Origin of the sequence: Exiguobacterium sp. SH1S1 (assembly GCF_004337245.1) — a bacterium.
GTDB classification, from domain to species: domain Bacteria; phylum Bacillota; class Bacilli; order Exiguobacteriales; family Exiguobacteriaceae; genus Exiguobacterium; species Exiguobacterium aurantiacum_A.
This window is the reverse complement of record NZ_SJUZ01000014.1, coordinates 1-19,460: the sequence shown is the minus strand read 5'-3', so window position 1 is coordinate 19,460 and position 19,460 is coordinate 1. Positions and strand designations below refer to the sequence as shown.

Genomic DNA, 19,460 nt, shown 5'->3' with positions numbered 1-19,460 from the left:
TTCAGGGAACAATCCCTTGTCTGGTGGCGATAGCGAAGCGGCCACACCCGTTCCCATGCCGAACACGGAAGTTAAGCGCTTCAGCGCCGAAAGTAGTTGGGGGTCTCCCCCTGTGAGGATAGGACGTTGCCAGGCCATATGAAGGACGACCAAGCACATGCTTGGTCGTCTTTTTCTATTTCTAAAACCGATTATTATTGACTTGGCCTTCCGATAACGTGGACATTTTCCGAATGATTTGAGAAGGATTCAACAGGAATGAACACAATTCTGAACTTTCTGAACATCGTGAATTGAATTGCACTTTCGAGCCATACCTGTTACCATTACAGAAATATTTCGAAACAAAGATTCGGGTCCGATAGAGAAAGGGGCAATCGATTTTTATGTGGGAAAACAAGTTTGCAAAAGAAGGATTAACGTTTGATGACGTCTTACTCGTACCGCGGTTTTCAAATGTCTTGCCAAGAGATGTAAGTCTGAGCACGAAGCTATGTGAAGGGCTTGAGTTAAACATTCCAGTCATCAGCGCTGGTATGGACACAGTGACGGAAGCACCGATGGCAATCGCCATGGCGCGTCAAGGTGGTCTTGGCGTTATCCACAAAAACATGTCGATGGAAATGCAAGCAGAGCATGTCGACCGTGTGAAACGTTCGGAGAACGGAGTCATTACGAATCCATTTTATTTGACGCCAGAGCGCCAAATTTACGATGCCGAGTATTTAATGAGTAAATACCGCATTTCCGGTGTCCCCATCGTCAATTCTGAACAAGAACGGAAATTGATCGGTATTTTGACTAACCGTGACCTTCGCTTCATCAGAGACTACTCGACTGTGATCGAAGACGTCATGACGACAGAAAATCTTGTCACTGCAAAAGTCGGAACTTCTCTTGAAGAAGCAGAGCGAATTCTGCACCAACACCGCATCGAGAAGTTACCACTCGTCGACGATGCCGGCGTTTTAAAGGGCTTGATCACGACGAAAGATATCGAGAAGGTTGAGCAATTCCCTCACGCTGCGAAAGACAAACAAGGGCGTCTTCTTGTGGCGGCAGCTGTCGGGGTAACAAAAGACGCTGCTTCGCGTGCTCAAATCCTTGTCGATGCAGGCGTGGATGCGCTCGTTGTCGATACAGCACACGGCCACTCGGCTGGTGTCATCGAGAAAGTGAAAGAACTGCGTGATTTGTTCCCGACACTTCCAATCATCGCTGGTAACGTGGCGACGGCAGAAGCGACACGTGCTTTGATCGAGGCCGGCGCTTCAGTCATTAAAGTCGGAATCGGTCCGGGTTCGATTTGTACGACACGGGTTGTTGCCGGAGTCGGTGTCCCTCAAATCACGGCAGTCTATGACTGCGTGACAGAAGCGCGGGAGCACGGTGTCACGGTCATCGCTGACGGTGGAATCAAGTACTCGGGCGACATCGTCAAGGCAATCGCTGCTGGCGCAAGCGCTGTTATGCTTGGCAGCCTGCTCGCCGGTGTAAAAGAGAGCCCAGGCGAGATGGAGATCTATCAAGGTCGTCAGTTTAAGACGTATCGTGGTATGGGATCGGAAGCTTCGATGAAGCGAGGCAGTCAAGACCGTTACTTCCAAGAAGCGGATAAAAAATTCGTCCCAGAAGGCATTGAAGGACGCGTCGCTTACCGAGGCGAGCTGGCCGACACGGTGTATCAACTCATTGGTGGCCTCCGTTCGGGAATGGGCTATTGCGGCGCTGCCGACATTCGAGCATTGCGAGAAGATACGCAGTTCATTCGAATGACTGGAGCCGGCCTGCAAGAAAGCCACCCACACGATGTGCACATTACAAAAGAAGCACCAAACTATTCACGTTAACAAATAAGCCGTTGTCTCCTGAAAAGGGACAACGGCTTTTTGCTGATTATTTTTTAGACTTCGTGACGAGGATTACCGTACCGCCTTGATCTTGCGCTGGTAGGTTCACGGTCACCTTGCCGTCGCGCTTGACGACGTATGTCCGTCCGCTATAGCGGTCGACGAGCACTGTGTTCTGTTTGTGCTTTGTTTCGAACGTCGCCGTTTGAGCCGACTCTTTCGTGTTCAATCCAATAAGAATAGACTCTTTGCCGTAAGCCCGTTCAAAAATCGAATAACCGGTGTTCGAACCGCCGGCAACGACCGAACGTGTTCCTTTGCTGAACACTTTTGAATAGTCCGCCCGAATGTTGAGCAACTTTTGATAGTGGGCGTGCATGTCTTTGCCTTCACCGTTCACCCGTTTCCAGTCAAAGTCGTAACGGTTTTCGTTAAACTCGCCTTTGTCCATGTCTAAGGCATGTTTCCCAGATTGACCGATCTCTTCTCCATAGTAGATGACCGGTTGCCCTTTCGCCGTCATTTGGAGCGAGGCTGCGACCATATGCTTACCTTCATCGCCGCCAGCACGAGAGATGAGGAAGCCATCTTCATCGTGGCTGCTGAGGAACTGGCCGAGTGTCGCTTCGTTTGAGAGTTGGGTGTTCCGGTATTGAAGAGCGCTCTCGACCCCATCAATGTTCCCGTTGATGAAATTTTCCGCTTGGTACTTGAAGTCGAAATCAAGCAACGAATCCATCTGGCCGCTCCGGAGATAGCCGCCTGTGTTGTTCACACTCGCCCCGTAATGCTCACCAATCATTTTAAAGTCTGGCTTGAGCGCTGTCAGTTCATTCTTAAACGATTTCCATGTCGTCGCATCCACATGCTTGACCGTATCGACACGGAAGTAATCGATCGTATTCCCTTGTTTCGTCTTCGAACGCTTGATCCAGTCAGTCTGCCATTTGACGAGTTGTTCACGGACGGCAGCTTCCTCTGTCTTAAAGTCAGGAAGGCCGGAGAGCGACATTTTCAAATCGTCCCCGTCGACAGGCGTGTCACGAATCATGCCTTTAAAGGCATCACGTTCCTTGTTCGTAGGGAAATTCGTCGCCCCTGTGCTGTCGGCGCCTGGTTCCATTCCGTAGCCTGGGTGGTTCAAGACGACGTCGACCATGATCTTGATGCCGCGTGCGTGGGCCGCATCGATCAGGCGATGGAACGCCTGCATGTCTCCGAGATGTTCATCAAGTTTCTCGAAGTTTTTGGCCCAGTAACCGTGATAGCCGTATTGAGAGCCATCTTTACCGTAGCGGAGATCCCAATCGATATTATCGACGATCGGGGTAATCCAAATCGTGTTGATCCCGAGCTTGTCGAGATAGTCGAGTTTTTTCGTGATCCCGGCGAAATCGCCGCCGTGATACGACTCGAGATGATCTTGGTCATAATATTCACCGTTCGGATTATTGTTCGTCTTGTCGCCATCGTGGAAACGATCCGTCAACATGAAGTAGATCCGGGCTTCGTCCCAGTCAAACGCTTGCTTGTCTTTCATCGTGACCGGTCGGACGTTTACGGAAGCCGTCGTTTTATGGACGTTGCCATATTGATCCACGGCCGTGATCGTCAACGTTTTGTTGCCTGGCATGACCGTATCTTTGACTGCGATCGTCTGTTTATTGAGTGCCGGATCGATTGAAAGTTTAGCCGGTCCACCAAGCGGGCGGGCATCGATATAGAGTTCACGAAGCGTCACGCCTTCTGGTAGCGTCGGTTTGACGTGAACGACGGCATTCTCCCGCGAACTGATCGCTTTCGGTGCGATCGAAGACGTGAGTTTGACGGCCGGACGACGGTATTCGACGGTTGACGCTTCAAAATAGGGATCCGTCACTTCGGTCGTGACGCCGTCTTTTGTGACGAGGAACGTATAGTCATGCGTCCCTTCCGGAAGACGGACGGTATGACGGTACCATTCGTTCTTATCCTCATACGCCATCGGATAGGTCACGCCATTCACGTTTAAGGCGACACGGTCGAGTTGATCGAGCTGTCCTGCCTCGTACAAGTCTTTGTCCCGATAGAAGAACGTGACGGTCCCGTCCTCGAACACCGGTCCTTGAATGGTTGGTACTTGATGGAAGGCGCCTTGGCCGCTCGCGACGACGACTTTCGTGACACGATCATTTCCGAGTTTCACGTAACGGTCTTCACCGTAAGCGTCCTTGACCGCCCAATCGGTTCCTTTACGGATGACAAATCCGACGTTCGTCGCATCTTTCCCGACTGGAATTCGGAAAATGGCGCCGTCTTCCGTAATTTTGTAGGGATCCACTTGTCCATCTTTGACACCGGTGCTCCACGTCCACAAGTTCCAATCGGTATAGTCTTGATCAGCGCGGACGTACAGCATTTCGATGTACCGCTGCGTCTTCCATGGATCGGCCAGCTCCGTGACGGTCTTGAACGAAGTCGTCAGCGCGGGTAGCGTCGTGGTCGATAGATTACCTTTGACGGCCCCGGCTGGCAATGTGGCCGTGTACGTCTGACCGAGTCCGAGTTTGCTCGTCGGCGTGACGGTCACGGTCGAACCGTTTGCTTCGGCAGTGAACGGGATGGCCGTTTCTCCGCTCATCAAGCTGACATTTGAGGCGTCTAACGTCACCGGTTCATTGAACGTCCAGGTGATGGGAGCAGATACGTCGGCAGCTTCAGACTGATTCGCCGGGTCGACGTTCGTTACTTCAAGCTGCGTTACTGTCTCGACGCCGCTGAGCGTATAGGCCGGGCTGTACACAGATTGAGTCGACGGGTTGGCCGAGACGTTCCAGCTGTCAGCTAGTTTGTTAGATCCGTTGCTCGGAATCGTATCGAACGCACCGTGTTCACCGGCATTATTTCCGCTGAGGACGGTGAGAGCACGGACCGTGTCGTCATTTTTTAAACCGAGCAGCGACAACGGGATTTTCCCTTCGAATCCTGTCGTCCGGTCGAGGGCGAACGAAGCACCGTTCAAGTTTGCCAAGTTCGCGAGCGGGGTCGTCTTCCCAGCTTCATAGAGCGCGGCTTCTTTGACAGACTTGTCCCCATCGACACGAAGTAAAATGTGATACTGTGGTTTTTTGTCTGTTTGATTAAAGTTGAACGGATAACCGAGTGGGTTCGTGGCGACGCCAGAATCTTCATCGTTCACTTGGAGGGCGATGTTTATGTATTGGCCGTTGTCGCCCCAGTTCGGGACGTTGAACGCATCGACATAGAAGTACAGGTTCGTTTTGTCATTTTGAAGATAAAGATTGCCGAGATCGAAGCCTTGCCAACCAACATCTGCCGATGACGCCAGCGCCGAGACGTCTGTCCAATCGGTTTTATTCCCATCGACTGCCACCGTCGTCGGTTCGGCCAAGACGTTCACCGGGACACCAGCTTGAATGAGCAGGACAGAAGATAAGAGTAATGTCGTCGTACGTCGTGCCGTATTGTTCTTCTTCATGAGAGCACCTCTTTCGTAAAATAGGTCGTCTACAGGGCAACGGATTGTCAATTTTGTGCAAACGGTTCCAAAAATAGTTTAGCCGATTATGTAAGCGCTCACAATATGTTTTTTGAAAAACAATAAAACGTCCTTCGTGTGGAAGGACGGTCAGTTAGAGATATAAGGTGTTGTCTGCACGAGCTCTCCCTTGACGATTAATCGTTCCGTCGCATCGAACGTGCACGTGATCAAGGTAATGGTCGCATCTGTCGTCTCGTCAAGCACGTCGACCCGTGTCGGGGGAACGATCTCGAGTGCCTCCGTCCGGTATTGATACGTGTTCGTCAAATCGGTCACGTAAATCATCGTTCCCGTCTTGATCGTATGGAGCGGTCCGAACAAGGCTGTCGGACTTTGGGTGTAATGACCGGCTAGTGCGTAATTCCCACGCCCCATCTGTTGGGAAGCGCGCATCGTACCAGCCCCGACTGCCAAATTCTCATTGTCGAGACCGTACAAAATTGGTAATTCCAAATCGATATCTGGAATCGTGATCATGCCGATTGTCGGCAAATCATGAAATCGATTGCGCACGTTTAACAAGTCGTCCCACGATAACGGTTCGACCGTTTCGAAGTCGAATTCGCCCCGATCCGGCTGTTGGAGTTGAATCGCTTCAGTCACACGTTTGCTGTTCGAGGTGGCGACACGGTCTTTCCACCATGACTCGGTCAAAAAGAGGCTACCGATCAACAAACAGACGATGCCGATGACGTAGCGTGAGCGTCTGATCATTGTTTCATCGCGAGGTTTTCCCATATGGCCCTCCCTTCCCGATATTCCAACAGGTCATCAACTGGTCAATCGCCGCGTGTAACGTCGCTTCAGGCAGGGCGGCGAAACCAAATAGCAGTTGCGGTCTCGTGTCGCGTGAATTGATACGATAGTCGGCCATCGCCTTGATACGAATGCCTGACTGTTCAGCGAGTTGCTTCAATTGCTCGCTAGTTTGTGCTGTATCGACCGAGAGGACGATGTGGAGACCAGCGCTGGCGCCAGTGATTGTGACGAGCGGCTCGTATGGTTTGAACGCCGTGATCACGGTCTCAAGTTTGCGGCGGTACGTTTTACGCATCCGGTTCAAATGTTTCTCGAAATCGCCGCTCGCCATAAACTCGGTTAGCGTATGTTGCTCGAAACGCGGCACACTGCAGGTGAAATGGCGATACCGTTCCCGATAGCGGTTTAACAGTGGGGGCGGAAGCACCATGTAACCGATGCGGAGCGAAGGCATGAGCGACTTCGAAAACGTGCTCAAATAAACGACACGTTCGTTTTGATCCATGCTTTGCAACGAAGGAATCGGTTTGCCGCTGTAACGAAACTCGCTATCGTAATCATCTTCAATGATGTACGTTTGCCGCTCGGACGCCCAGTTGAGGAGGCGCTGGCGACGGCTGACGGACAGGATCGTACCGGTCGGGAACTGATGGGCCGGGGTCACATAAACCGCATCGATTGCCTCTGCCTCGAGTCGGTCGACAAGGACCCCGCTGTCGTCGACCGGGAGCGGGACGTAGCTTCGATTTTGGTGTTCGAACAGCTGTCGCGTGAGCGGATAGCCCGGGTCTTCAATCCCGAACGTCGTCGCGTCGGTGAGCAAGTCGAGCAGTTGAGGCAACAATTGCTCGGTCCCAGAACCGACGATGATCTGCTCGGGCGAACAATGAACGCCACGGGAGTGATACAAGTACGTGGCGATTTCTTGGCGGAGCACGAGATCGCCTTGCACCGACCCGAGTGCGAGCAGTTCATGATTCTCCTCGGCGACGACTTGTTTCAAGTGACGGCGCCAACGTTCGAACGGGAATGCGGTCGTATCGATCTGACTCGGGTATAAGTCGAACGTGTATGTTTTTTTCGTCGGAAGCGGTTCGATCGTGCTGGTGCCACGCCTGACGTACAGCTCTTCTTGCGGCAAGACGTAAAACCCTTTCCGTGGCAGCGACTCGATATATCCTTCAGCAAGCAGCTGGGCGTAAGCGAGCTCGACCGTCGTTTGCGAGACGTCCAAAAATTGGCCGAGCTTCCGTTTTGACGGCAGTTTCGTCCCGGTCATGAGCGTATCGTCGACGATCGCTTGCCGGATGTGTAAATAGAGCTGTTCATAAAGCGGGGTGCTCGATTCGGGCTCGAGCGAGAATGTGAGCATATCCATAAGTTGTCCTTTCTTCTGTCAGCCGAAGAAAACATAGAGCACGAATCCGATGACGAGAATGAACGAAATCAGTCCAGGCTTCCCGTAAAAGGAACGGTTTTCCGCTTGATCTCGCGGGTTCCATTGGTCCATAAAACATTCCTCCCTTATACGTAATAAGATTCGAGGAAACGAGCATGAACCCTTCTCCTAGAACTGACCACTTTAAAAAATATAAAACTGGCACTTTCAATATAGTCAAATCAATCTATACTTGCAAGTAGACTAGCTTAATGGAGGCGATTTATATGGAAAAGAGACAAGTAGGGACAGATAAAGTCAAACGTGGAATGGCCGAAATGCAAAAAGGTGGCGTCATCATGGACGTCATCAACGCTGAACAGGCGAAGATTGCTGAAGCAGCAGGAGCCGTGGCAGTCATGGCGCTCGAGCGCGTACCATCAGACATTCGTAAAATGGGTGGCGTCGCCCGGATGGCAGACCCGACAATCATCGAAGATGTCATGGGAGCGGTATCTGTACCGGTCATGGCGAAATGCCGCATCGGACATATCGCCGAAGCCCGTGTCCTTGAATCGATGGGGGTCGATTTCATCGATGAGAGCGAAGTGTTGACACCGGCCGATGAAGAGTTCCATCTTTACAAGCGTGATTACAATGCGCCGTTCGTCTGCGGAGCGCGTGACCTCGGAGAAGCTTCACGCCGCATCGGTGAAGGTGCAGCGATGATCCGGACAAAAGGTGAGCCAGGGACAGGAAACATCGTCGAAGCGGTTCGTCACATGCGTACCGTCCAAGCACAAGTGAAACGCTTGCTTTCAATGAGCATCGATGAAGTGATGACAGAAGCGCGCGACCTTGGTGCCCCGTTCGAAGTGCTCATGCAAATTCGTGAAGCGGGCCGTCTTCCGGTCGTCAACTTCGCAGCAGGTGGTATCGCGACGCCGGCAGACGCGGCACTCATGATGCACCTCGGTGCGGACGGCGTCTTCGTCGGATCAGGTATCTTTAAAGCAGAGAACCCAGAGAAATTTGCCCGTGCCATCGTTGAAGCGACGACATACCATGACGACTACGAGCGAATCGCTCACTTGTCAAAAGGTCTTGGCGAAGCGATGAAAGGACTCGACGTCCGCACGCTCAAACCAGAAGAGCTCATGGCGCCGCGAGGTTGGTAAGATGACGACGATCGGTGTACTCGGAATGCAAGGTGCGATTCGTGAACACGTCCGCATGCTCGAGGCGCTCGGTGCAGATACGCTCGTCGTCCGTTCGGTCGATGACTTGGACCGCATCGACGGACTCGTCTTGCCAGGCGGAGAGAGCACGGCGATGCGTCGTCTGCTCGACCGCTATGACCTGCTCGAACCGCTTCGTGCGAACACATCGTTGCCGATGTTCGGCACATGTGCCGGACTGATTTTACTCGCGACCGAAGTGGAAGGGTATGATGCCCACCTTCGCAAAATCCCGATGACCGTCAAGCGCAACGCGTTCGGACGTCAAGTCGACAGTTTCGAGGTCGATTTACCGGTCAAAGGAATCGATGACGCGGTTGAAGCAGTCTTCATCCGGGCCCCGCAAGTAGCAGCGGTTGACGCTAACGTCGAAGTCCTCGCCGAGGTCGAAGAAGCGATCGTTGCAGTACGCTACGACAAATACGTTGCCTGTTCGTTCCATCCAGAACTGACGGATGACTTGTCGATGCACCGCTACTTCTTAGAAATCGTCAAGGCGACGAAGCATCAACTCGCATGAGTCGAAGACTCCCTGTAACTAGGGGGTCTTTTTCTGCTACACTGTAACGAGACACGTACAGAAAGGGGCAAGACTGTGAAAGATAAATGGATTGTATCGGTGCTCATATGCGCTGTCCTTATAACTATTGTTTTTCCGATGAACGCTTCAGCAGCGCCTAAAGTCGAAGCGAGCGGTGCGATGCTCGTCGATATGACGACCGGGCAGGTTCTTTTTTCGAAAGATGAAGATGCGATGCTCCCACCGGCGTCGATCACAAAGCTGATGACCACTTTTCTCGTTCGGGAGGCAGTCGAGTCAGGAGAACTGAGTTGGAACGAAGAAGTGACGCCGAGTGAAGCGGCATTGGCCTTGACGCGTAAACCAGGGCTCGCCCGCATCCCGCTCGTCAATAAACCGTATACAGTCAAGGAACTATATGACGTGGCGCTCATCCGCTCGGCGAACGAGGCCGCGGTGACACTGTCCGAGGCGGTGGCGGGGTCGGAAGAAGCGTTCGTTCAACAGATGAACGAGCGGGCAACCGAGCTCGGCATGACCCAGACGACGTTCGCGAACGTCTCGGGACTAGATTCTGTATCAGCAGGTCGTCCAGGAGAAAACTTGACGTCGGCGAATGATTTGATGAGGCTCGCGCTCGCCTACTTGACGAAATTTCCGGATGTGCTCGACGTGACGAAGCGAGCGTATGTCGACATTGACGGCGTCAGATTCGAAGCGACGAATCGGATGCTTTCAGGCCGCGATTTGGCGTATCCAGGGATGCTCGGTTTTAAGACGGGCACGACGGATGACGCCGGTTATTGCTTCATCGGCGTATCGACACGAGATGGTCGGACCGTGCTCTCCGTCGTCCTTGGGGCCGAGACGGACAACGGGCGCTATGAGGCGACGAAAGCACTTCATGAGTTCGCTTATCGCGACTTTGTCATGACACCGATTTTACGGACCGGAGAAATCGTGCCGGAGAATGTATTCGTCGCCGAGGGAGAAGTTGAAACGGTAGCTGCGCGGACGACAGCGGCGTTCGAAGTGCTCGTCGAGAAAGGACAAGCCGTCCCTGAACCAGTCTATGACCTTCCGGACACGAAAGCACCGGTCGCAGTCGATCAACAAGTCGGGACGGTCACGATTGAACCTTCAGAGAGCGTCCGCTATCTTGACGGCGAGAGTCCGCCGACAGGAACACTTGTGACTGCCGAATCAGTCGAGACCGCTTCATTTTTGACTCGGATGAGCCGGGCCTTCGCAGACTTTTTAGAGGAGGTTCGACTCGTCCTAGGAAAACTGAGTCTTGTCGATAGAGTCGAGATGTTGTAAAGTAAGATTAATTCAATGACAGATGCAACGATGAGGAAAAGTATGTTACAGTCATCTACTTACAGAGAGCTAGTGGTTGGTGCAAACTAGTGGGACGACGTAACTGAATCGGCCTCGGAGCATTGACTTGGAAACAAGTCACGTCACGCACACGTTACGTGCATCGAGTGGCCTAGTTTTAGGCAACGAGGGTGGCAACGCGGATCCAAGGTGGTTCGTCCCTTTCCTACGGGAAAGGGGCGTGCCACCTTTTTTATGCAAAAAAGGAGGAACTAGTTATGTTAGACATCAAACGATTACGTCAAGATTTTGAAGGGATTAAAACCAAGCTCGCCCAACGCGGTGAAGACTTGAGTGCGCTCGACCGTTTCCCGGAGTTAGAAGAGAAACGCCGGGACCTCATCAACGAGGTCGATGTGAAGAAAGCAAAACGAAATGAAGCGACGAAACAAATCGCTGAGCTCAAGCGCAACAAGCAAGACGCGGAAGCACCGATCCTTGAAACACGCCGACTTGGTGATGAGATCAAGTTGCTCGACGAGGAATTACGCGAAGTGGAAGCCGAGTTGAACATGATTCTCCTCAGTATCCCGAACATCCCGCATGAATCAACGCCGATTGGTGAAACAGAAGACGACAACGTCACGATCCGCGAAGTCGGAACGAAGCCCGAGTTCGATTTTGACATAAAACAGCATTGGGACGTGATGGAAGATTTGAAAATTGTCGACGTCGAACGTGCCGGTAAAGTGACAGGAAGCCGTTTCGTCTTCTATAAAGGGTTAGGTGCTCGTTTAGAACGGGCGTTGATCAACTTCATGATGGATATGCATGCCGATGAGCATGGCTATTCTGAAGTGCTCCCGCCGTACATGGTGAACCGTGACGCGATGACAGGGACGGGTCAGTTACCTAAATTTGAAGAAGATGCGTTCAAAGTGGCCGATACGAATTACTTCCTCGTCCCGACAGCGGAAGTACCGGTGACGAACATGCACCGCGATGAGATTATTGCTGAGGCGAATTTGCCGATCACGTATACAGCTTACAGCGCTTGCTTCCGTTCAGAAGCGGGATCTGCCGGTCGTGACACACGTGGTCTCATCCGTCAGCACCAGTTCAACAAAGTCGAGCTCGTCCGCTTCGTCAAACCGGAAGAGTCTTATGAACAACTCGAGTTGTTGACAGGGCACGCGGAAGAAGTGTTGAAACGCCTCGGTCTTCCATATCAAGTACTCAGCATGTGTACAGCCGACCTCGGGTTCACGGCAGCGAAGAAGTACGATATTGAAGTATGGATGCCGGCTCAAGGTGTATACCGCGAGATCTCATCTTGCTCAAACTTCGAGGACTTCCAAGCGCGTCGTGCCGGGATCCGCTTCCGTCGTGATGTGAATGCCAAACCGGAGTTCGTGCATACACTCAACGGTTCAGGGCTTGCCGTCGGTCGGACCGTCGCCGCCATTTTAGAGAACTTCCAACAAGCCGATGGATCGGTCGTCATCCCAGAAGCGCTGCGTCCATACATGGGCGGAATTGAAAAAATTGAACTTCCCCGTTAAACGAGGAATGGCCTATCCGAACGTATCATTCCGGATAGGCTTTTTTTTAAATGTTTTTTTACAAAAGGGTTTGACATCTGCTTGCTGAGTTGGTACTATAAATCATGTCGAGCGAGATGTTTGTTCGTCAACTGCATACGAGCCGTGGAGGTGTACCCAAGTGGTTTAAGGGAACGGTCTTGAAAACCGTCAGGGGTGTAACAGCCCGCGTGGGTTCGAATCCCACCACCTCTTCCATTTTTATTTAGAGGCTCAACAATTGCATACATCGTGGAGGTGTACCCAAGTGGTTTAAGGGAACGGTCTTGAAAACCGTCAGGGGTGTAACAGCCCGCGTGGGTTCGAATCCCACCACCTCTTCCACTTTCTTTTTTTTTACACTTTTTTCAGCTTGGAGTTGTACCCAAGCCCGGCTGAAGGGGACGGACTCGAAATCCGTTAGGAGTCGTAAGGCTCGCGTGGGTTCGAATCCCACCAACTCCGCTTTTTAGGCGTCTGCACAGGCAGATGCGTTTTTTTTTTTTTTTTGTCGTAGACTACGGTCTGCGGCTTTTTTTGTTTGTGGCGAAACAGCGAAAAGCGGCTAATCTCGGCTTGAATCGGGAATCTTAATAAGGTAGAGACTGGTGGCGCGTTAGGAAGGAGAGGAGCGTCATGGACTGGATTGAAGCGTATGTCGATGAAGTGGTCAGGCATGTCCCGCCGAAGCGGAGAGACGAAGCTGCCGTTGCTATTAGGGAGGATATCGAAGCGAAGCTGCCGGATCAGCCGACCGAGACGGAAGTGAAGCGCGTGCTCGAACAGATGGGACATCCGGCCATCGTTGCTGCGCGTTATAAAGACGGCCAGTATTTGATTGGACCTAAGTTTTTCCCGATGTATGTCAATGTGGTCAAGCTCGTCGTCCCGATCGTGATGGCTGTAGTCTTCTTCGGTTTGCTCATGGCGAGCATCCCGACATTCTCGGGACCGGCCATGCCGACAATCGGAATCTTTCTCACGAATTTGTTCGACACGTTATGGGACGTTGGGATTCAACTCGTTTTTTGGATCACGCTCGTCTTCTTTTTGATTGAGCGTTACGCGCCGAGCGATGCGATCGCCCCTGACATGAGTTGGAATGTGTCCACATTGCGTGATCGGGACCGCGGAGGACGGATTAGTAAATTGGATGCCGGATTCGGATTGTTCTTTACGGCGGTTTGGTTCGGGGTGTATTTGAACGCCGAGCGGTTTCTCGGGATTTATGAGTCGACAGGGGAAGGTTTTTCGATGATTGTTCCGATTTTTAATCAATCGTTCTTGTTTGAAGTGGTCTGGTTGTTCTTAGCCGTCATTTTGCTTCAAGTTGTCCTCGGTGTTTGGAAATGGGTGAAAGGACGTTGGACGTATGCACTCGCCTCGTTCAATTTGATCTATAACGTGGCCTCAGCCGCCTTTATCATTTGGATGGCGGGTTCGTCGCGCTTGTTCGACCCGCGCTTTATCGACTGGGTCGAACTAAATGTCCCGAACGACGTGTTCTCGTTCGGGTGGGTGTTCGGATTGGTCGTGGCCATCACGATTCTGGCGGCTGTGTTTGATACGATTGACGGGTACCGGAAGGCTTGGAAAACACCGACACATCGAAAACGCCCGATTGCCCAGCCGTAAAAAAAGATGATGCCTCGCTTTTGAGCGGGGCATCATCTTTTTATCTTACTTTTGCTTCACGAGCGACTGTCAATTGTTTCCCGATTTTTTCAAGAATGAGTTCAACTGAATCCGGATCGTTAATCAAGTCATATTCTTCAATTGATAGACGAAGTACCGGGCACAAGTTGAAGTTGTTGATCCATTCCGTGTAGCGGGCGTACATTTCTTCCCAATACGCGATCGGTGTTTGTTGTTCCATCTCACGGCCACGCAGTTGAATGCGGTCGAGCACTTGGTCGAATGAGCCTTCGAGATAGATCAGTAGATCAGGGTGTGGGAAGAACGGCGTGAGCACCATTGCTTCGAACAGGCTTGAGTACGTCTCGTAATCTGTCGGCGACATCGTGCCTTTTTCATAGTGCATCTTCGCGAAGATGCCTGTATCTTCATAAATCGAACGGTCTTGAATGAAGCCGCCGCCGTATTGGAAGATTTTCTTCTGTTCTTTGAACCGCTCTGCCAAGAAGTAGATTTGAAGATGGAAGCTCCAACGCTCAAAATCATGATAGAATTTATCGAGGTATGGGTTCGTGTCCACTTTCTCGAGAGAAGTGCGGAAATTGAGGGCGTCGGCAAGCGAGTTCGTGATTGTCGATTTACCGATTCCGACCATTCCACCGATCGTAATGATCGTGTCATTCGGAATGTTATATTTTTCATTCAGGGTCATTTTAGTTGGGCTCCTTTAGTCAATTCTAGTTCGCGTTCAATCGTCGTGAGAACGTGCGTCAAATCGTCCGGGTTTTGGACAAAATCAAGTTCGTCTCCGCTGAACGAAAGAATCGTCACTTCGGGGTGAGTCGCACGGTACGATTCGACAAACGTTTCGTAATCCCGGGCGAGTTGTTCGAGGTAGTCGCGAGACATGTTCTCTTCTACTTCACGTCCACGCAACGCTACGCGTTTCATAAGCGTCTCGATACTGGCGTGCAAGTAGATGACGACATCGGGTTTCGGCATATCATGTGTCAAAATCTTATAGATTTGCTCATACTTGTTCAAGTGGGCTGGTCTCAGCGAACGGTGGGCAAAAATCAAGTTCTTGAAAATATGATAGTCTGAAACGACGGATTGCTGTTGGCTCAAGTGGTGTTTGTGGATATCGTCTAATTGCTTGAATCGATTGCATAAGAAGAACATTTCCGTTTGGAAACTCCATTCTTCGATATCTTCATAAAACTTGCCGAGAAATGGGTTTTCTTCTACAATTTCATTCAGCATCTGCATTGAAAAGTGCTGACTGATGATATGGGCCAGTGACGTTTTCCCGACACCAATCGGTCCCTCTACCGTTATAAACATATGATGTCATCCTCCATTATCCAAAGTGCAAGTTCCATTCTAGCACACAATGAAGAAGATAGGGCGAGCGAAATGATTTTCATTTTTTTTCATACTATGTGACAAGAAACGGGGTGTTAATATGGAACGAGATGAACGATTTATGAGGCTCGCCATCGCCGAAGCAAAGAAGGCGGAAGCAATCGGGGAAGTCCCGATCGGTTGTGTCATCGTTAAAGGAGAAGACGTGATCGCGACCGGCTATAACCGGCGTGAAACGGATTTATTGGCGGCGGCGCATGCCGAGATGATTGCGATTGAATCAGCGAATACGGTACTCGGTAACTGGCGGCTTGAAGACTGTGAACTGTTCGTGACGTTAGAGCCTTGTCCGATGTGCGCGGGTGCGATCATCCTCTCGCGCGTGAAGCGTGTCGTGTTTGGTGCCCGCGATCCCAAAGGCGGATGTTGCGGGACACTCATGAACCTTCTTCAAGACGATCGGTTCAATCATCAAGCTGAAGTGACCGAAAACGTTTTAGCAGAAGAATGTGGAGAGCTACTAACAACCTTCTTTCGCGGCCTTCGAGAACGGAAGAAGCAGGCTCGGCTTGAACAGAGAGGTTGCAACGCATCTGATTAAACAGTATAATGTAATAGCACTCGAAGAAGTGCTTAACTTCATTTACCCATTTGCCGTGCTAGGCGGGGAGGTAGCGGTGCCCTGTAACTCGCAATCCGCTATAGCGAGACTGAATTCCGATTCGAGGGAGTGCATTGGTGTGGCCCGTCCTCGTGTAAGTGGCGTTGACGTCTGAGTCCTGCGCAACGGTCACCCATGAACCAGGTCAGGTCCGGAAGGAAGCAGCCTTAAGTGGTGACGTACCGTGTGCCGCAGGGGTGCTTGGGCCGAGCAAACTGCATGAGTAACGCACATTGACGTGCTTTCAGAAATCGGTGCGCGGCAGATTTATTTAATAACTTTAATCTACGGCCCCAGGGTTGTAGATTTTTTTGTATGATGAAATAAAAGATGAAACGATGAAAGGAGGCGGGGACATGGCGTATCAAGCATTGTATCGGGTCTATCGTCCGCAGTCATTCCAAGAGGTAGTCGGTCAAATACACATCACACGCACGATTCAAAATGCGTTACTCGAAGAACGGATGTCACACGCTTATTTATTCTCTGGTCCGCGAGGTACGGGGAAGACGAGCCTCGCGAAGATTATCGCGAAGGCAATTAACTGCGAAACGGCGCCGACGAGGGAACCGTGTAATACGTGCCCGACCTGTGTGGCGATTACGGAAGGGACGAGCCCGGATGTATTCGAAATCGATGCCGCTTCAAACAACGGGGTCGATGAGATCCGCGAAATTCGAGACAAGGTCAAGTATCCGCCTTCGCAAGCGCGTTATAAAGTGTACATTATCGATGAAGTGCATATGCTTTCGACAGGGGCGTTCAATGCACTATTGAAAACGTTGGAAGAACCCCCACCCCATGCGATCTTCATTTTAGCGACGACGGAGCCCCATAAGATTCCGGCGACCATCATCTCACGTTGCCAACGTTTCGATGTGAAGCGGCATGAAGTCGGTCAACTCCAGACACGAATGGCTTACATTTTGAACGACCAAGATTATGACTATGATCCAGAAGCGCTTAAACTGATTGCCCGTGCCGCTGACGGTGGGATGCGTGATGCATTGAGCCTGCTTGACCAAGCGCTTGCGTTCAGTGACGGCCGTTTGACGGAAGAGGCAGTGCTCGAAGTGACGGGTGCGGTTACGGATGACGCTCTCCTTGATATGGCCTATGGATTGCAACAGAGACAACTCGATCAAATTCTGAAGACGCTTGAGACGATGTTGCGTGAAGGGAAGGACTTGAAACGGTTTATCGAAGATCTCGTGTTCGTGCACCGTGATGCCCTTCTATTAAAAGCATCTCCACAAGCGATAGACTTACTAGAGCGAGCCCGTCCGAACGAGACGTTCCGCCAATTCGTGGAAACGACCTCGACGGACGAGCTGTTTCAAGTGATCGAAGAATTGAATGAGTGTCAGCAACAAATGCGCTTATCCAACCATCCGAAAGTGTTGGTCGAGCTGACGTTCATTCGCATCGCTGAACAAGGACGAACGATGACCGAGCAAATGAAGCAACTTCAAGACCAAGTACGTGAATTGAGTCGTGAGTTGAATGAAGTGAAGAAAAATGGGGTAGCGGTCACAGAGGCCGCTGCCGAGAAGCCGAAAGTGATGAAGCGGACGCAAGTTCGTGTTCCGAAAGAGCGGATCCGCCAGTTGTTGCAACGGGCTGAGCGGCAGCATTTGAATGCAATCCGTGATAGTTGGGAAGACATTATGGTCAACATCCGCACGGTGGACGGCCCGATTTTCGCGCTGTTCTATGAGAGTGAAGCTGTTCTTTGTGCAAGTGACACCTTACTGGTACAATTTAAAGATGGGATGACATGGCACTACGAGCAGGTCAGTTCAAACGGCCGGACCCGCGATGTGATCGAGCAAGCGTTGTTCGAAGTGACGGGGATTCGTCGAGAAATCATGGCCGTGCTCGAGAGCGATTGGGTCGAGTTAAAAAACGAATTCATCCTTCGTAAACAATCCGAACGTTCAGACCATAAAGAAGAAGAGAAGGTCGAAGAAGACCCGCTCATTGTTCAAGCTGTCGAACGATTTGGAGATGTCGTTGAAATCGAAGAAGTTTAAAAGGAGGCGCTCGATATGCGTGGAATGGGAAACATGAACAACATGATGAAACAGATGCAGAAAATGCAAAAAGATATGGCGAAAGCGCAAGAAGAATTAAAGGACTTGACGGTTGAAGGCACAGCCGGAGGCGGGATGGTCAAAGTGATCGTCAGTGGCCATAAAGAAGTAATGGATATCATCATCGCGGAAGAAGCGGTCGACCCAGATGACGTCGATATGTTGCAAGACCTTGTTTTAGCGGCTGTCAATGACGCCATGAAACAAGCCGACCAACTCGTCAACGATAAGATGGGACGTTTTACGCAAGGGATGAACCTTCCAGGTTTTTAAGTGAAGAAAGGAAAGATGCGAGTTGCAATACCCTGAAGCAATCGGACGCTTGATTGAAAGCTTTACAAAGTTGCCAGGAATTGGTCCGAAAACTGCCATCCGGCTAGCGTTCCATGTATTAGATATGGAAGAGGACGATGTATTGACGTTCGCCAAGGCGCTTGTCAGTGCGAAGCGTGATATTAAATACTGTACAGTGTGCGGACATATTACGGACGTCGATCCGTGTGCGATCTGTAAAGATTCGCACCGAGATGAAACGATCATCTGTGTCGTGCAAGATTCACGAGACGTTATTGCAATGGAGAAGATGCGGGAATATCGAGGGAAGTATCATGTGTTACATGGGGCGATTAGCCCGATGGAAGGGATTGGACCTGAAGATATTAACGTATCGAGTTTGCTGACGCGTCTGCAAGAGAACGAAGCGGTCAGTGAAGTGATTTTGGCGACCAACCCGAACATTGAAGGGGAAGCTACGTCGATGTATCTATCGAGATTGCTCAAACCGACCGGGATTAAAGTGACGCGTCTGGCGCACGGACTTCCTGTCGGGGGCGATTTAGAGTATGCGGATGAAGTAACCCTCTCCCGGGCGATGGAAGGTCGCCGAGAACTATGAGGTGGTTTCGCAAACCTTTGCGGGATAGTTATGATCAACGGTTCCTAAGAGAACTGTTAGATGCGAAGGCGAAGTACGAAACGAAGCGCCACATGCTTGAAGTGAGTGTTGAAGACACTGGTGAACTGGCTGCCCAAGTGAAGCAGGCTGAAGCACTATACTTTTTTTATCTAAAAGAAGCAAAGCGACGACAAGTGTCCCTTTCTAATTTACGAACTTGAGACGAGGCGAAAGTCTCGTCTTTTTTTCTCTATATAATGAAGGAACTGGGGAGGGAAACGTCGCAGACTATAAAAAAACAAAGAATGTTTCTAGTTTTTAAAGTTTTTTTAATAAAGCTATTGCGTAGTTAAAGTTTTATTGATATATTAATAGACGTCGCCGAGAGCGAATGAAAAAATAATCTTAAAAAAGTTATTGACCATTTGGTTGAAACTTGTTAAGATATCTAAGTCGCCAAAGTGTGACAGACGAACTTTGAAAACTGAACGATGAGGCAAAAAAAGTTTTACAAGTTTTGATTGAAGCGCAAGCTTCGTCATTTTCAAGAGCTATATCAAATTCTTTGGAGAGTTTGATCCTGGCTCAGGACGAACGCTGGCGGCGTGCCTAATACATGCAAGTC

General features: G+C 50.8%; 16 protein-coding genes, 3 tRNA genes, 2 rRNA genes, 1 other RNA gene and 1 other annotated feature. Of the genes, 17 read left to right on the top strand and 5 right to left on the bottom strand.

Annotated features, from left to right (window positions below; all coding sequences use genetic code 11):
- The first annotated feature begins 19 nt into the window (after positions 1-19).
- Both rrf and guaB read left to right on the top strand, forming a co-directional pair.
- Positions 20-135, top strand: a 5S ribosomal RNA gene (rrf, locus tag EVJ23_RS14695).
- 251 nt (positions 136-386) lie between these two features.
- Positions 387-1,850, top strand: coding sequence for an IMP dehydrogenase (gene guaB / locus EVJ23_RS14690; RefSeq protein WP_071398621.1), 1,464 nt, complete (start codon positions 387-389; stop codon positions 1,848-1,850).
- Between the two features lie 46 nt (positions 1,851-1,896).
- Here guaB and EVJ23_RS14685 read toward each other — a convergent pair whose 3' ends face one another.
- From EVJ23_RS14685 to pdxR, 3 genes are all read right to left on the bottom strand, one after another.
- Complete coding sequence (locus EVJ23_RS14685) at positions 1,897-5,328, bottom strand: alpha-amylase family glycosyl hydrolase (protein ID WP_131466546.1); 3,432 nt, start codon at positions 5,326-5,328, stop codon at positions 1,897-1,899.
- Positions 5,329-5,478: 150 nt separating this feature from the next.
- Positions 5,479-6,105, bottom strand: a complete 627-nt coding sequence (locus EVJ23_RS14680; protein ID WP_236641240.1) for a class A sortase — start codon at positions 6,103-6,105, stop codon at positions 5,479-5,481.
- 4 nt (positions 6,106-6,109) lie between these two features.
- Positions 6,110-7,528, bottom strand: coding sequence for a MocR-like pyridoxine biosynthesis transcription factor PdxR (pdxR, locus tag EVJ23_RS14675; protein WP_131466542.1), 1,419 nt, complete (start codon positions 7,526-7,528; stop codon positions 6,110-6,112).
- A gap of 287 nt (positions 7,529-7,815) precedes the next feature.
- Between pdxR and pdxS the strand changes: the two genes are divergently transcribed.
- The 8 genes from pdxS (at position 7,816) to EVJ23_RS14635 (ending at position 13,821) form a co-directional block, all read left to right on the top strand.
- Complete coding sequence (gene pdxS, locus EVJ23_RS14670) at positions 7,816-8,706, top strand: pyridoxal 5'-phosphate synthase lyase subunit PdxS (RefSeq protein WP_070329506.1); 891 nt, start codon at positions 7,816-7,818, stop codon at positions 8,704-8,706.
- 1 nt (position 8,707) lies between these two features.
- A complete protein-coding gene (pdxT, locus tag EVJ23_RS14665) occupies positions 8,708-9,286 on the top strand; it encodes a pyridoxal 5'-phosphate synthase glutaminase subunit PdxT (protein ID WP_131444245.1) in 579 nt (192 codons plus the stop codon).
- A gap of 138 nt (positions 9,287-9,424) precedes the next feature.
- Positions 9,425-10,606 carry a D-alanyl-D-alanine carboxypeptidase family protein gene (locus EVJ23_RS14660; RefSeq protein WP_131466540.1) on the top strand — a complete coding sequence of 394 codons (1,182 nt, stop codon included), beginning with the start codon at positions 9,425-9,427 and terminating at the stop codon, positions 10,604-10,606.
- Positions 10,607-10,624: 18 nt separating this feature from the next.
- Positions 10,625-10,832: a binding site (T-box leader), on the top strand.
- Positions 10,833-10,884: 52 nt separating this feature from the next.
- A complete protein-coding gene (gene serS / locus EVJ23_RS14655; protein ID WP_131466538.1) occupies positions 10,885-12,168 on the top strand; it encodes a serine--tRNA ligase in 1,284 nt (427 codons plus the stop codon).
- Positions 12,169-12,314: 146 nt separating this feature from the next.
- Positions 12,315-12,405, top strand: a tRNA-Ser gene (locus EVJ23_RS14650).
- A gap of 35 nt (positions 12,406-12,440) precedes the next feature.
- Positions 12,441-12,531, top strand: a tRNA-Ser gene (locus tag EVJ23_RS14645).
- A gap of 30 nt (positions 12,532-12,561) precedes the next feature.
- Positions 12,562-12,651 (top strand) — tRNA-Ser (locus EVJ23_RS14640).
- A 171-nt stretch (positions 12,652-12,822) separates the two neighbouring features.
- A complete protein-coding gene (locus EVJ23_RS14635; RefSeq protein WP_131466536.1) occupies positions 12,823-13,821 on the top strand; it encodes a hypothetical protein in 999 nt (332 codons plus the stop codon).
- 40 nt (positions 13,822-13,861) lie between these two features.
- Here the strand turns inward: EVJ23_RS14635 and EVJ23_RS14630 are convergent, their stop codons facing one another.
- Both EVJ23_RS14630 and EVJ23_RS14625 read right to left on the bottom strand, forming a co-directional pair.
- Positions 13,862-14,533 carry a deoxynucleoside kinase gene (locus tag EVJ23_RS14630; RefSeq protein ID WP_131441747.1) on the bottom strand — a complete coding sequence of 224 codons (672 nt, stop codon included), beginning with the start codon at positions 14,531-14,533 and terminating at the stop codon, positions 13,862-13,864.
- Entirely contained in the window at positions 14,530-15,165 is a 636-nt protein-coding gene (locus EVJ23_RS14625) for a deoxynucleoside kinase (RefSeq protein ID WP_070329502.1), read from the bottom strand. The genes EVJ23_RS14630 and EVJ23_RS14625 overlap by 4 nt, the downstream gene beginning before the upstream one ends.
- A 121-nt stretch (positions 15,166-15,286) precedes the next feature.
- Here EVJ23_RS14625 and tadA point away from each other — a divergent pair, with 121 nt between their 5' ends.
- The 7 genes from tadA to EVJ23_RS14590 all read left to right on the top strand — a co-directional run.
- On the top strand, positions 15,287-15,787 hold the full coding sequence (tadA, locus tag EVJ23_RS14620; protein WP_016510583.1) for a tRNA adenosine(34) deaminase TadA: 501 nt from the start codon (positions 15,287-15,289) through the stop codon (positions 15,785-15,787).
- A 53-nt stretch (positions 15,788-15,840) separates the two neighbouring features.
- Positions 15,841-16,109: signal recognition particle sRNA large type (gene ffs, locus EVJ23_RS14615), an RNA gene on the top strand.
- Positions 16,110-16,203: 94 nt separating this feature from the next.
- Positions 16,204-17,880: a DNA polymerase III subunit gamma/tau gene (dnaX, locus tag EVJ23_RS14610; RefSeq protein WP_070329501.1), complete on the top strand. Its 1,677-nt coding sequence runs from the start codon at positions 16,204-16,206 to the stop codon at positions 17,878-17,880.
- Positions 17,881-17,895: 15 nt separating this feature from the next.
- Positions 17,896-18,213: a YbaB/EbfC family nucleoid-associated protein gene (locus EVJ23_RS14605; RefSeq protein ID WP_035386845.1), complete on the top strand. Its 318-nt coding sequence runs from the start codon at positions 17,896-17,898 to the stop codon at positions 18,211-18,213.
- 22 nt (positions 18,214-18,235) lie between these two features.
- Positions 18,236-18,835: a recombination mediator RecR gene (gene recR, locus EVJ23_RS14600; RefSeq protein WP_070329500.1), complete on the top strand. Its 600-nt coding sequence runs from the start codon at positions 18,236-18,238 to the stop codon at positions 18,833-18,835.
- Positions 18,836-18,852: 17 nt separating this feature from the next.
- Positions 18,853-19,056 carry a YaaL family protein gene (locus tag EVJ23_RS14595; RefSeq protein WP_236633568.1) on the top strand — a complete coding sequence of 68 codons (204 nt, stop codon included), beginning with the start codon at positions 18,853-18,855 and terminating at the stop codon, positions 19,054-19,056.
- A 341-nt stretch (positions 19,057-19,397) separates the two neighbouring features.
- Positions 19,398-19,460: ribosomal RNA gene (locus EVJ23_RS14590) — 16S ribosomal RNA — on the top strand; the annotation flags it as partial.